Genomic DNA, 14448 nt, shown 5'->3' with positions numbered 1-14448 from the left:
ACAAAGCTCTGTTAAACTAGGCTGTAGATTTTCGTTCCAGGCGCTTCGCTTTCCTCGGGGCGTGCGCTGGGCCTCCTCGTCACTTTGCTCCTGCGGGGTCTCACCTGCCCGCTTCATCCCGAAGGAGTCTTCGCGCCATCCACTCCAATCAGCAGGGTTTAAAAACCAGCATTCAGCATTAACAGAGCCAAATACAAAAAAGCAATGAGAGTGGCTCCCATTGCTTTATAAACGTGTATATACGCTGCAACATGAGATAGCACTCCAAGACGGCAAATCTTGACAATCCAGCGTTTATTCAACGAAGGACCAGCGGGAAAAAATATAGGCTCTCCCCCACTTCGGCGAACGTCCCCTTTCAAAGCCCTTCCCGGAATCCTATTATTCTCCAGGCTTTTACTCTTGAAGCTCGCACCTCTATCTTCACTTTAATGCTCTAAAGTGATAGCAATATGAAATTTTCCTCATTATAGCACACAAAAAAATAGAATGCTACTATTAGTTTTGCAATTTTGTGTGCAATTCCTGTGCAACTACTGCCGGCAATCCAGCCGCCGCCAGCTCCTCGATGGTCGCTTCCTTCATTTTTTTCACAGAGCCAAAATGCTTCAGCAATGCTTTTTTCCGCTTCTCGCCAATGCCCGGAATCTCATCAAGCAATGATTGAAAAGCACTTTTCCCCCTAAGCTGGCGATGGAACGTAATCGCAAAGCGGTGGACTTCATCCTGTATCCTTTGCAGGAGATAAAACTCCTGGCTGTTCCTTGGCAGGCTGATGATCTGCAGTGGATTCCCATATAACAGCTGTGATGTCTTGTGCTTATCATCCTTTGCCAGCCCGGCGAGGGGGATATCAAGCCCAAGCTCATTTTCCAGCACATCGCGCGCCGATTCGATATGGCCTTTACCGCCATCGATTATGACCAGGTCCGGAAGAGGAAGCCCTTCCTTCAGGGCTCTTGAATAGCGCCTTCTCACGACCTCGCGCATCGATTCATAATCATCCGGTCCCTTGACTGTCTTGATTTTATATTTTCGGTACTCCCTTTTTTCAGGCTTGCCGTCAATAAATACGATCATCGCCGATACCGGGTCAGTTCCCTGGATGTTCGAGTTATCGAATGCCTCAATTCTATGCGGCGTATAGATGCCCATTTGCTGCCCGAGGTTCTCGACTGCCTTGATAGTCCGCTCTTCATCGCGTTCAATCAGCGAGAACTTCTCTGTTAAAGCAATGCCTGCATTTTTGGATGCCAGGCGGACAAGGTCTTTTTTCTGGCCACGCTGCGGCTGGAGCACTTTCACCTCAAGCAGCGCCTCTGCCATTTCAGTATTCACGCCTTCTGGGACAAGAACTTCCTTCGGCTTGAAGTGCTCAGTCTTTGAGTAAAACTGGCCAAGGAAAGAAAGGATGTCTTCTTCTGGTTCATTGTGCAGCGGGAACATAGAAACTTCACGCTCGATCAATTTTCCCTGGCGGATAAAAAATACCTGGACACACATCCAGCCTTTATCGACTGCATAGCCAAACACATCGCGGTCGGTAAAATCTGTGCTCGTCATCTTCTGCTTTTCCATCGTTGCTTCAATATGGGCAATCTTGTCACGGAATTCCTTTGCCCGCTCAAAATCAAGATCCTCGGCTGCGGCAGCCATTTTCGATGTTAAATCGGCTTTAATCTCCTTAAAGCCGCCATTCAAAAAGCGAGTGATCTCATCCGTGATCGTCTTGTACTCTTCCCTGCTTACATCCTTCACACACGGAGCAAGACACTGGCCCATATGGTAATAGAGGCATACTCGGTCAGGAAGGGTAGAGCATTTCCTGAGCGGATAGATTCTGTCCAGTAGCTTTTTCGTTTCATTTGCTGCCTGGACATTTGGATAAGGCCCAAAATATTTGCCGCTGTCTTTTTTTACCTTGCGGGTAATGATCAGCTTAGGATGGCGCTCGGCGGTGAGCTTGATGAATGGATAGGATTTATCATCCTTCAGCATGACATTGTATTTAGGGTCATGCTTCTTGATCAGATTGATTTCAAGGACAAGCGCCTCCATATCCGAGGAGGTAACGATATACTCAAAGTCCTCTATTTCATTCACAAGGCGCAGCGTCTTGCCATCATGCGAGCCGGTAAAATAGGAACGGACTCTGTTTTTCAGGATTTTGGCTTTCCCTACGTAAATGATCGTCCCCTGCCGGTCCTTCATCAAATAACACCCTGGCTGTGCCGGAAGAAGCGCCAATTTATTTCTAATATTATCGTTCATCCTTTTTCACCTCCTGCTATGGTATCCATTTATATAAAATAATCTCATGATAGACTGGATCAAAGACTTTATCAGAATCGAATTGTTTAAATTTTTTCACCTTGCCGTCCATATCAATGCCCTGCGCCTCAAAACCTTGTACTACACTGCCAGTCAAATAGACCGTTCGGCCTTTGTATAAGTCCATGTCATGGAGGAAGACATTGTAAGTGTACACCCGTTTATGAGGGAATGGCATATCCAGATACTCAAGCACTCTCGTTTCCTCCCAGGTGTATAAAACGAAGTCTCCCTCCTGGTCTTCCAGGAAACTGGCCAGCTGGTAGACAGCAGGCTGTTCGACGGCCTGTTTTTTCACCAGACTTGCCGCGGTCATTGCCTGGGCAATAACAAGTACCAGAATCATCACTCCGGCAAAGAAGCTCTCCCGCTTCCTGAAAAAAGCAAACATTCCCAGCAGCAATATCAGCAGCGCAACCGGTAGGATATGCCTTGGCTTATCAATGTTTTGCGCAAAAAATGCCCAGCTGCCATAAGCAAGCAACATGATGGCTCCCAGTGCAAAAGGCTGCCCGGGATAATTCCGGCCATTTTTACCAGGCAAAAAAATAAATATGCCGATAACTATATATAATACCACCAAAACAGGTGTTCTTGAAAATATTCCCCACCAAAAAATATTGGTAAACAAAAAAATCTTTAACCTCATAAAAAAGGAGAGCTCGCTGGAAGCAGTAGTGCCGCCCCAATCCTGAAAATGGCCTCCGGTGAATCCAAAGGCAAGCTCAAGAAAATTAGTGATGCCTCCTTCTGAAAAAACCAGCGCGGCAACCCAAATGAGCTGAAATCCTGCGGCGATTGCCGTGTATTTGATAATGCCCGCCAAGCTGATTTGCCCGTCCCTCCACTTCTTAATAAGCAGATAAAGCACTCCAACACCCATTGGAATATAGCTTAGTCTGACTCCAAGAAGGATGCTGAATAATAGCAATGGCAGCAGCGTCCATTTTCCGGGTTCTTTTTCAGATGCGACTGCAATACTCCAAAAATACCACCAGAAAACAGCGAGTGCTGCCCCTTCAGACATCGGTTCATTTACAATCACAAGCGGGTAGCTTGCTGTGTAGATCAAAGCGGCTGTAAGGAACGCATGCGGACGGGATATCAACCTGGAACCCAGAAAAAATACTGGGATGATCGAGCTAGCGTAAATCAGGATATTGAATAGCACAAGGGCTTGTTGAGGCTGGCCGGCAACCCCTTTCAGGAGCATTCCGCCCAATATGAAATAGGGGTAGCCAGGGAAATGCGGCTGCATAGCCCTAAGATCATATCTTTCCAATGCAAGCGAAAAGTCTACTTGATCCCATGAAGCAGCAAAGGGGTTAAGATAATTCAGCTGGACATAGAGCACGTACAGGATTGCTGCCAGTCCGGCCATATATACAACTGAATTTTTCCATATCATATATGACATTTTTCATTCACCAACTATCTTAATTCCGCAAGGCAGACTCCTTGCGTATGAAAAAAGTACAAGGAAATTCCCTGTACTTTTTGGAGAGAGCAGTATCTGTTTTTTCGTTATTTCACCTGAGGCTTCAAAACATTGACTTGCTGATCGGCTGCCTTTTCTTTCTTCGTGCTTCTTGAGGAAGTAAGAAGGAAGATACCTGCAAAATAACCGATGTAAGCAATGACTTCTTCAATTGATGGCATGGATGAATAACCGAACAATGCCTTCAAAAAGATTCCAACATCCCCTGATAATAGCGGGGCGACTCCATTGTCGCGAACATAGTGGGCATAATCGATCGGGTGCTCTGGCATCAGCCATGTAATATCATACACATGCGGCATGACACTGCCGATCAGGTTGATATCCTGCATCATGGAAATCGCCTGTACAAGAAGGCCTGCTGAAATCAAAATGATGAATGCACCAGTAAGCTGGAAGAAGGTTTTTAGCTTCACCTTCATTGTTCCTTTAAAGAACATATAGGATACGACGACAGCAATCAATGTTCCTGTAATAGCTCCCCAGCCCTGCATCGCAGCTCCGATATTACCGCCCGTGATTGCAGCGAAGAAGAATACAGTTTCAATTCCTTCACGCAATACAACAAGGAAGGAGTGGATGACCATACCGACAATATTTCCGGTTGAAATGAATTTGTTCATTTTCCCTTCCATATTGCCCTTCAGATTTTTGCTATGGCTTGCCATCCAGAACACCATTTGTGTCAGAAGGACTGTGGAAACAATCATGATTCCTATTTTGAGGTAAATCTCACTGCCCATTGCTGCGAATCCAGTGAAGACGACCTGGAACAGGATCGCGACGCCAACGCTCGCCAGCACTGCCAGTCCTGCCCCCAGCCAGACATACTTCGTATATTTGGAGTGATCCATCCTCTTTAAGTATGTGGTGATGATCCCGATGATTAATAACGCTTCCAATACTTCACGAAATGTAATCAATAATGCTTGTATTTCCATAGCCTATACTCCCCTCTCCAAGGTGTGGTCTAGCTTTTATGCTCTTCTTTTTCTAATGCCGATGAAAACTACTGCTGCAATAATGCCGACAATGATGATAATGGGAATCCAGTTTCGGACATTGGATAGATCTGTCCATTCTTTCTTTCCCGTGCCTTCCTCTTCAACCGTATCTGTGAAGTGGCCGACTTCAAGGCTCGCAAGATTGAATTCCTTTTGCAGAGAATCAAGGATGTCCTGCTTGCTGTTTTTAAATGCTTCTATGTCTGATGGCTTCTTGCCAACTCCGAACAGTCCTGGATTTCCAAGGGCTGCAAGAGCTGCATCAAAATCAGCCTTCATTTTTTTATCTGCTTCCGCATTGTTTGCTTCTACCTTAGGTGATAACGCTTGATATGTAGCAAAACCCTTCGCCAGAAGTTTTTTGGAAGTGTCATACTCGTCGAAATTATTTTCAATACTTTCAAGTCTTCTCGCAATATTCAAAACGAGGAGCTTTTCCATGTTATCAATGGCCGCTTCCTTGTCTTCAGCCTTGAGGCTTTTCATAATAACTTCTCCGGGTTCTGTCCCCATGTGCATGTCAACTTCTTCTTTCACTGTTTCAAACAGGGACGTTGCCGCCGAAAAATTCGGAGGGTCTTCATCTAATTTCAACTGCATTTCCTTATAAACCTCAGCAACCTTCTCTTCATTCGGATCTCCGTATGAATAGGCGCTTGCCGGCTGTGGATTGCCGTTAATGAGAATCAGTATCAGTGAAAAGCAAAAAAATATAGCCTTTTTCATTTGTTTCCCTCCTACAATGATAATGATAATGATTATCATTTTGAATGTCAATCATATTTGATAATCGTCATTTTTTTGTCACTATTTTTACTGCTTTTATGCTGGTAACTGACTTGGCCGGGTTTGGCTGCTGCTTTTTTTACAGGCCTGGACATTTCTCGAAATACAGCCGGAACAACGTTTGTCATATACCTTCGGAAGGAGATAAAAGAAGTTCCCGTCGTCCTGACCTGGTACTGAATTGGTATCTCCATTACCCGAAAGCCTTTGCGCACAAGGTTCAGCGTCAGTACCTGCGCATAATTATAATCATGGATGATTTCCGCATGCTCCAGCACCGGACGTGAAAAGGCACGCATCCCTGATTGTCCGTCATAAAGCCACTTTCGTAAAAGCAGGGTTTGCAGGAAGGTGAAAAAATAATTTCCCATCCTGCGGTGGAATTTCATGCCTTTTATTGTGCCCATAAAGCGGGATCCCATTGTATAATCTGCTTTATTTTCAAGAATGGGCCTCACCAGATCGGGGATTTGCACAGCCGGATATTCTCCGTCGGCATCAATCATTACTCCCACATCGGCACCAAGCTTAAAGCATTCTTCAATTCCAGTTCTAACCGCGGCGCCAAGTCCGCGGTTCTTTTCAAAACTGATTATATAGTCTGCTCCAGCTTTTTTTGCTTCCAAAACCGTCTCGTCTGTTGAGCCATCGTCAATGACAAGGACCTCAACTGCTTCCGCGCCAGCAAATTCACGCGGAATATTTCCAATGACCTCCCCGATGGATTCTTCTTCATTAAAAGCGGGCAAAAATACGATAATTTTGCTCAAATCATTTCTCTTCCTTCTGTTCTGTGATTGCATCCATTAAGACCTTCCCTCTGCTGTTCGCCGGGTAAGGGGCACCGAGCAAATAGGAGATAGTCGGGGCCATGGATACGAGGCTGTGCTTCTCCTGGACTTTATTGCCTCTGGCGATATGAGGGCCATGCATGAAAAATGGCACAAATCTTTCTCCTTCATCAAGATGTCCATGCCCGCCAATCCCATCTGCTTGTCCATGATCCGCACAGATGATGAGTGTGGTATTCTCCATTTTGCCTTCAGCTTCTAGCCACTGGACAAAATCTTTAATCAGCGCGTCAGCTTCTTCAATTTTTTCAATATAATCTTCATAAAGGACGCCGCGGCTATGCCCTACCTGATCTGTCCCGATCATCTGGACGATAAACAAGTCTGGATCCTGCTCCTTCATGATTTTCCTTGCTTTAGCAAGCATATTGGGATCTGCCTTGTCCTTGTGCATAACCGCTGTGACAGTCTCGACATCACTGCCCATGGCATCGACAAGATGGGCTATTCCCAGCAGTCTTCCCCGCTTGCCTACCTTTCTGAGGGAATCAAATATGCTTTCAGTTTTAATCCCAAGTCTCCACACCATATTAGAGGTGATTCCATGCTCGAATGGATAGGTCCCTGTGAACATCGAGCTGAAACATACGACGGTGCGGGCAGGATAAAGTGTCTCCATATTTAAATATTCTGTGCCATTCTCTTTCAAGCTGTCCAGAAATGGAGTATTCGCTTCATAAAACCGCTCTTTTCGCATTCCATCAATAACAATGACGATAACCTTTTCCGAAAGGCCATTTTCCGGAATGTCCGGACCGGTATCTTTCGTGAAGGTTTCATATGCTTTTGGCTTCCAATCAAATAAATACTTATGAAGGATAAAAGTGAAGACTAACACAAATACATAGAATAGACCTAGGTTTGTATAATCCATTCCTTTACTCATTGCTAAAATATTGTAGGAAAGCTCCCATATTGATAAGAGCAATAATACCTTCGGCAGCTGTTCCTGGGCATTTCCGCTTGTTGAATCACTATTTTTCAGGACAAGCTTCCAGAATCTCGTAAAGTTCAGCCATGAAGTCCCGATTCTTAAATGATAGTAAAGAGTTCCCCAGAAAAAAACTGTAAAGAAAAAATAAAGGCCGGCAGCAAAGAACAGCAGACCAATATTCAGATTGGGCCAAATGGTGATAAAGACTATAAAAGGAATCCATAGATAGTTTCTCAAAAACAAAGGAAAATCATAAATAAAATAGATAACAAACAGCGGAAGAATCGTCAGCATCGCTAACAGCAAATCTGCAATCCTTTCAGTGCTGCTTAAATCACCGAGGTGGAATAATAGCATTGTACCAACGGTGAAGATAGGCGTGAAAGGCTTGCCCTCATTCAGCAGATTCCAGCATCGGGCCGCGAATTTTTCGAATTTAGAAGCACTTTTCATGATTCGTTGCCCCTTTCTCTTGTCCATTTTTTTAGTAAATGTATCGGCACAGGAAAGGCAGCCAAGGCTGCAGCACCGACAATAAAGGTAAATATATATTTTAATCCATGCGTGATGATGGCAGCAGAATAAGCTTTTTCAGCTCCCAGCCCCGCAGCACCGAGGGCAAAAATCATCACAGCTTCATAGCTGGCGATCCCGCCCGGCGTAATCTGGAAGATTTGGCCGGCAACCGTTATGCTGTTCACCCATACAGCCTGAATAAAATGGAAGTCGTTATTGCCATTCAGGACAACTCCATAAATCACAGCGGCTTCAAGTATCCAGCTGATAAGGGTCAATGCTAGTATCGATAACCCACGCCAACCTGAGAATGCACTTTTCAATAGATATAAATGCTTGATGAAAAACTTCCTGAATATCATTAGCAACATTAAAAATACAGCTACTCCCCCAGCGATAAAAGGAATTAAGGGAGCCGCATTTATTGGCAGCTCCAAGAACGCCAGGCCGGCAAAAGCCATCAAGAATAAAATAGCAGTATCCAAAAGCCTCAAAACAATTACACTATGGAAGGCTTCATCAGCTGGTATCCTTGATTCCCTTGCCTTCAGAATCCCGATCCTTGCAAGATCACCGGCTTTAACCGGCAGAATATGATTTAACAGCAAGCTGTAAAACAGGCCATACATGCAGGTTTTCAGGCTCGCCCTGTTTTTCAGGTACATTTTCCAGGCAATTCCCCTTGCCAGGAACGCAAGAAAATAGCTGAGAAATATCAGCAAAAGCACAATGGGTCTTGAGGCTAGCATTTTTATCTCTGCAAACAGGTTCCCGGCATCCAGAAAGAACCATGTCAGCATAAGAAAAGAGGTGATAAGCACTACTGAAATTGCTGGTTTGATTAGCTTTTTAAAGGAATTTTTCATATTGTTCAGCCCAGCGAACCGTTTTTTCAATTCCTTCACTAAAATCGACCTTAGGTGCATATCCCAGCACTTCTGCAGCAAGCGAAATGTCTGCCCATGTCTGGTCAACATCCCCGGCACGCTCACCTTCATGCTTCACCTTCATATCAGGATAATGCTTTTTAAGCTCTGATAAAAGCTCATCCATAGAAACAGGCCTTCCTGATCCTATATTTAAAATTGAACTTCCTTTGAGATTTGTTAAAGTGAGGCTGATGCCATTCACTATATCACTGACATATGTATAATCTCTTGAGCCGCCCTGGCCGAAAACGGTAATTTCTTCACCATTTTTAAGCTTCTTGATAAAATTGGCGATCGCCATATCTGGTCTCCCCCATGGTCCATATACCGTGAAAAAACGGAGGATTTTGATATCCAGCCCGTATAGGTGGCCATATACATGACAAAATGACTCTGCAGCATACTTTGAGGCTGCATATGGCGATATCGGTTTTCCTGAGGCCATATCCTCTTTAAAGGGAATATTCTTGATATTACCGTAAACAGAAGAAGAGGATGCAAAAATGACCTGCTTAACGCCGGCCTTGGCAGCTCCATCCAGCACATTTACAGTTGCTTTTACATCAAAATCTATATATTCAAGCGGCCGAAGGATAGAGTAAGCCACTCCGGGCAATGCTGCGAGATGGACAATGGCATCAGGGGATATTTGCTTTATTGAAGCGATTGTTTCTTCGCGGTCCAGCAAATCATTTTGATAAAAAGAGTACTCCCCAGCTTCCTTTATTATATCAAGATGCTGGCGCTTTCTCTCAGGAGGATAATACGGATGAAGATTATCCAGTATGACTACCTCATGCTGTTCCTCAAGCATTTTTACAGCAAAATGGCTGCCGATGAAGCCTGCTCCTCCTGTAATCAGTATTTTCAAAGTTAACACCTCACTTTTTCCTCAACAAAAGCCATTTTACCATAGTACATGCCCATTCTATTAGTTTTGGTCTTTTTTAGTATTTGTTTCATATGTAAGAAAGAGCCGCATCACTGCGACTCTTCACCACTATTATTGAACCAGTCCATTAATTGCTGTCAACACAGGCTCACCTTTTGCTTTGGCTTCTTCTGTATTGTTTTCAGCAATCGCAGTGTACCAGGCTTCAGCATCAGTGAAGACAGCATTTGCCTTCTCTTCACCCAGCTTCTCATTCAGTTGTCCTTGCAGCATTTTCAGGAACATATTTCCTTCCATTGCTCCTGCTTTTGCTTCAACTGCATTGTCTTCAGCCAGTAGCTGTGGTGCTTTTTCATAGTAACCCTGAATCTTGCCAATGACCGCTTTTGCGAATAATGCATTTGTTTCTGAAGCTTTGATCGCAGCAGGGTCTGTCGTATTCAATGTGAAGATTTTATCCAGCTGAGCTGCAGCAGCTTCGTCCCCTCCGCCAAGGGAGCCTTTAATTGCCTGATAGAACCCCCATGCTTCAGCCTGCATGATTGACAATTCTTGTTTGTCCTTGCCTTCTTTTGCACCTGCTTCAATCTTTTCAGCATAGGATTTTGCTGCAAGATAGTAGCTTCTGTAAATGGATTTATCCGTTACCTGCAGGTAAACCTGGAAGTCTTCTGCATTTCCGGCATTCAATGCTTCCTCCTGTGCAGACAAACCAGAATTGATGTTTTCTGCAATGCTTGCATCCCCGCTTAACTCGTAATAGCTGTCACGCTTTTCTGCTGTCGGGATAAAGACTGTTTCTGCGAGATGCTTAATTTGCATAAAAGCAAGGCTGGCTTCATCCTTTTTGTCTTCCGTCAAAGCAGCGACAGCTTCCTTTTGCAATGCTTTTTGGTTTTGATAAAAATAGGATTGAGTCGTTTTGTCTATTAATTCATAGGCAACTACTGCATCCATTTCTCCACTTTTCCCGGCAGCAATGGCAGCCTGGATAGCCTGATCGAATTCCGGGGTAGTTTCTGCCAGCTCCTTCTGAAGCCCGGCTTCATATTTTTCCTGTACTGTATCCCAGTTTACCTCTTGTCCCTCTTCTGCCTTTTCCAGCTCTTCTTTGATTTCTTTATAAACAGCTGTCTGTTTTCCTGCATCAGTATCTTCTACTTTAACTTCCTTCGGCTCTTCAGCCTTGGTGTCAGTTTCCGCTTGTTTTTGCTCTTTCGGTTTTTCAGCTGTTTCCTCTCCGCTATTGCATGCAGCCAGGACTGCAGAGGCCATTAAAAAACTGGCAAAGATACTTTTCAGGTGCTTCTTCTTCATTATTGTGTCCCCCTATGTAATAAGTAAAATTATAATTGATAATCGTTTTCATTTGACAGTTGTAATTATAAACGAGAATGATTTTCACTGTCAACTAACTTCCTGTGAAAAGTTTGACAAAGATTTGAACGATTTAGTTTAGTTTTTCACTTTTCACACAAAAAAAAACCCGCCTTCATTTGAAGGCGGGTTCTTATTCATTGTTTACATATGCTGGGACAGTCTGCCTGCTAATGCTTCTTTAGGCTGGAAGCCAACAACTTTATCAACCTGTTGTCCATCTTTCAGCACAAGCAGAGTTGGAATGCTCATGATTCCGTATTGCGCAGCAGTCTGCTGGTTATCATCAACATCAAGTTTAACGATCTTTACTTTGTCTCCCATTTCAGCATCTAACTCTTCAAGGACTGGAGCGATCATTTTACAAGGTCCGCACCATGGAGCCCAGAAGTCAACAAGCACTAAGCCTGATTCTGTTTCTGCAGCAAAGTTTTGGTCTGTAGCATGTGTAATAGCCATTTATATGCCTCCTAGTATCTGAATAATAACGAAAGTATAACATCGTTTACCAATTGATGCTATTTATTTGCTCTCGTTGTAATTTACCCTTCTCACTAATGAATATTCCCCAAAAACGGACGAAAAAAACGGACGTCTTTGCGCCCGTTTTTTCAGTTTGATCATTTTTAATGATTAAGTGAATGCAGCTGATCAAGCATTTACTTTAAGCTTCTTGAACTCTTCGGTAAGCATCGGGATTACCTCGAACAAGTCTCCAACAATTCCATAGTCAGCAACCTTGAAGATGTTTGCTTCTGGGTCCTTATTGATTGCCACGATTACCTTTGAGTTGGACATACCAGCCAGGTGCTGGATCGCTCCGGAAATACCAGCAGCAATATACAGGTCTGGAGTAACTACTTTACCAGTTTGGCCGATCTGCAAGGAATAATCACAGTAATCAGCATCACAAGCGCCACGGGATGCTCCTACTGCGCCGCCAAGAACATCGGCAAGTTCCTTGAGCGGGCTGAATCCATCCGCACTCTTCACTCCGCGGCCGCCGGCTACGACAACCTTCGCTTCTGACAGATCAACACCCTCAGTTGCCTTGCGAACAACATCCTTGATGATTGTTCTGAGGTCCTTGATTTCTGCAGAAACTGCTGCAACTTCCCCAGACTTGCTCTCATCCTTTTGCAGTGGAGCAATATTGTTTGGACGGATTGTCGCGAAAATAAGGCCGTCTGTTACAATTTTCTTTTCAAATGCTTTGCCTGAATAGATTGGGCGTGTGAATACGATATTTCCGCCTGCTTCTTCAACACCGATTGCATCGGAGATCAGGCCAGAGTTTAACTTGCTTGCAATTTTAGGAGAAAGGTCTTTTCCTAATGAAGTATGGCCAAAAATGATCCCTTCCGGCTTCTCCTGTTCAATTACTGCCATCAAAGCCTGTGAATAGCCATCTGGTGTGTATTGGGCAAGCTTGGAATCCTCAACTGCCACTACTCTGTCTGCTCCGAACTGATATAGATCCTTGCCAAGGGAACTTACAGATTCCCCGATTAACACTCCAACAACTTCTCCGCCTTCAGCTACAGTTTTAGCAGCAGCGATTGCTTCAAAGGATACATTCCTAAGTGATCCGTCACGAGCTTCTCCTAGTACCAATACTTTTCTTGCCATTGTATATACCTCCTGCGTTTTTATTCTTCCTGTAATGTCTTAAACGACTTTCGCTTCTGAATGAAGCAGGCTGACAAGCTCCTTAACCTGGTCTGCAAGATCGCCTTGAAGGACTTTTCCTGCTTCTTTCTTAGGAGGAAGATAAATTTCAATTGTTTTCGTCTTCGCTTCTACGTCATCTTCTTCTAAATCAAGATCATCCAGTTCAAGCTCATCTAAAGGCTTTTTCTTTGCCTTCATGATTCCTGGAAGAGATGGATAACGCGGTTCGTTAAGACCCTGCTGTGCAGTCACAAGAACCGGAAGGCTAGTTTCGATTACTTCTGAATCTCCTTCTACATCTCTAGTGATTGTTGCAGTTGAACCGTTGATTTCCAGCTTTGTGATCGTTGTTACATATGGAATGCCTAATTGATCAGCTACACGGGGACCAACCTGGCCAGATCCGCCATCAATTGCCACGTTGCCTCCAAGGATCAGGTCAGCATCCTTATCCTTTAGATATTCTGCAAGGATCTTTGCGGTCGTGAACTGGTCACCGTTTTCCACATCATCCTCAGTGTTGATCAGGACTGCCTTGTCCGCACCCATTGCAAGAGCTGTGCGCAGCTGCTTTTCAGCTTCTTCGCCTCCTACAGTCACGACTGTTACTTCGCCGCCCTGTGCATCTCTTACCTGGATCGCTTCCTCAACAGCGTACTCATCGTAAGGGTTGATGATGAACTCGGCGCCATCTTCATTGATTTTGCCATTCGTGACCGTAATCTTTTCTTCTGTATCAAATGTCCTTTTCAATAGAACGTAGATATTCATTATTTGACCTCCTAAGTATTCAAACATTTTAGCTGTTCTAAAGATTATAAAAATTCATCCCAAAAAAATATTGCTGCTAAAAGGTTTGCTTATTTGCCTTTGAAATCCGGGCTTCTTTTTTCAAGGAAAGCCTGGATGCCTTCCTGGCCATCCTCAGACAGGAATACTTCTCCAAAGAGCGCCGCTTCTTCCTTGACTCCTTTATAAAAAGAATCTGTCTTTGAATGGTTAAGCAGTTTGATTGCTGCTCCGATTGATACAGGGCTTTTCTTGGCAATCTTGCCCGCCATCTTGTATGCGTTTACAAGAAGCTCCTCTTCAGGGTAGGCATGATTGGCCAATCCGAACTGCACTGCTTCTGTACCCGTAATTGGATCACTAGTAAACAGCATTTCAGCTGCTCTTGCCACCCCTACATAACGCGGCAGTCGCTGGCTGCCCGCAAAACCCGGGATTAATCCGAGCTGCAGCTCTGGCAAACCGAGCTTGGCATTTTCTGCGACCAGACGGAAATGGCAGGCCATTGCAAGCTCGAGACCGCCGCCAAGGGCAGCGCCATGAATTGCCGCAATGATTGGTTTTGGGTAATATTCCATTCTTTCAAATAAGTCCTGGCCATACTCTGCCAGTTTAGCAAAATCTTCTCCAGTTGTAATAGTAGTGAATTCCTTGATATCTGCTCCGGCTGAGAAGAACCTTCCTTCCCCATGGATCAGCACTACCCTGATTTCCTGGTTTCCTTCAATTTCATCCAATACTGCTGAAAGCTCCCTCAGTAATCCGGATGAAAGTGCATTGGCCGGCGGACGTGCAATCGTGATGGTTGCAATTCTGTCCTCCGTTGACCACTTTAGATACTCCACATTTCCCCCTCCTTTTATGTAAAGG

13 protein-coding genes and 1 riboswitch are annotated in these 14448 nt (G+C 44.4%); all 13 genes read right to left on the bottom strand.

Annotated features, from left to right (window positions below; all coding sequences use genetic code 11):
• Positions 1 to 249 precede the first annotated feature (249 nt).
• A riboswitch (Lysine riboswitch) is annotated at positions 250 to 428 on the bottom strand.
• A 70-nt stretch (positions 429 to 498) separates the two neighbouring features.
• A complete protein-coding gene (gene uvrC / locus AC3EBE_RS13040) occupies positions 499 to 2271 on the bottom strand; it encodes an excinuclease ABC subunit UvrC (protein ID WP_488595468.1) in 1773 nt (590 codons plus the stop codon).
• Between the two features lie 16 nt (positions 2272 to 2287).
• Complete coding sequence (locus tag AC3EBE_RS13035; RefSeq protein ID WP_488595467.1) at positions 2288 to 3748, bottom strand: hypothetical protein; 1461 nt, start codon at positions 3746 to 3748, stop codon at positions 2288 to 2290.
• A 107-nt stretch (positions 3749 to 3855) separates the two neighbouring features.
• Positions 3856 to 4770, bottom strand: a complete 915-nt coding sequence (locus AC3EBE_RS13030; protein WP_488595466.1) for an FTR1 family iron permease — start codon at positions 4768 to 4770, stop codon at positions 3856 to 3858.
• Between the two features lie 36 nt (positions 4771 to 4806).
• Positions 4807 to 5559 (bottom strand): hypothetical protein, encoded by a 753-nt coding sequence (locus tag AC3EBE_RS13025; RefSeq protein WP_488595465.1) that lies wholly within the window; start codon positions 5557 to 5559, stop codon positions 4807 to 4809.
• A gap of 47 nt (positions 5560 to 5606) precedes the next feature.
• Positions 5607 to 6389 (bottom strand): glycosyltransferase family 2 protein, encoded by a 783-nt coding sequence (locus AC3EBE_RS13020; protein ID WP_488595464.1) that lies wholly within the window; start codon positions 6387 to 6389, stop codon positions 5607 to 5609.
• A 1-nt stretch (position 6390) separates the two neighbouring features.
• Positions 6391 to 7857, bottom strand: coding sequence for an alkaline phosphatase family protein (locus AC3EBE_RS13015; protein WP_488595463.1), 1467 nt, complete (start codon positions 7855 to 7857; stop codon positions 6391 to 6393).
• On the bottom strand, positions 7854 to 8825 hold the full coding sequence (locus AC3EBE_RS13010; RefSeq protein WP_488595462.1) for a lysylphosphatidylglycerol synthase transmembrane domain-containing protein: 972 nt from the start codon (positions 8823 to 8825) through the stop codon (positions 7854 to 7856). Before AC3EBE_RS13010 ends, AC3EBE_RS13015 begins: the two co-directional genes overlap by 4 nt.
• Complete coding sequence (locus AC3EBE_RS13005) at positions 8770 to 9720, bottom strand: NAD-dependent epimerase/dehydratase family protein (RefSeq protein WP_488595461.1); 951 nt, start codon at positions 9718 to 9720, stop codon at positions 8770 to 8772. The genes AC3EBE_RS13010 and AC3EBE_RS13005 overlap by 56 nt, the downstream gene beginning before the upstream one ends.
• 132 nt (positions 9721 to 9852) lie before the next feature.
• Complete coding sequence (locus tag AC3EBE_RS13000) at positions 9853 to 11058, bottom strand: hypothetical protein (protein ID WP_488595460.1); 1206 nt, start codon at positions 11056 to 11058, stop codon at positions 9853 to 9855.
• 204 nt (positions 11059 to 11262) lie between these two features.
• Positions 11263 to 11577 carry a thioredoxin gene (gene trxA, locus AC3EBE_RS12995; protein WP_488595459.1) on the bottom strand — a complete coding sequence of 105 codons (315 nt, stop codon included), beginning with the start codon at positions 11575 to 11577 and terminating at the stop codon, positions 11263 to 11265.
• A gap of 192 nt (positions 11578 to 11769) precedes the next feature.
• Entirely contained in the window at positions 11770 to 12747 is a 978-nt protein-coding gene (locus tag AC3EBE_RS12990) for an electron transfer flavoprotein subunit alpha/FixB family protein (RefSeq protein WP_488595458.1), read from the bottom strand.
• Between the two features lie 39 nt (positions 12748 to 12786).
• Positions 12787 to 13560, bottom strand: coding sequence for an electron transfer flavoprotein subunit beta/FixA family protein (locus AC3EBE_RS12985; RefSeq protein ID WP_488595457.1), 774 nt, complete (start codon positions 13558 to 13560; stop codon positions 12787 to 12789).
• A gap of 89 nt (positions 13561 to 13649) precedes the next feature.
• Positions 13650 to 14423 (bottom strand): enoyl-CoA hydratase, encoded by a 774-nt coding sequence (locus AC3EBE_RS12980; protein WP_488595456.1) that lies wholly within the window; start codon positions 14421 to 14423, stop codon positions 13650 to 13652.
• Positions 14424 to 14448: the final 25 nt, after the last annotated feature.

It is taken from the genome of Mesobacillus sp. (genome assembly GCF_057785455.1).
Note: the sequence above shows the minus strand (reverse complement) of the source record. Positions and strands in the feature narration are given on the sequence as shown.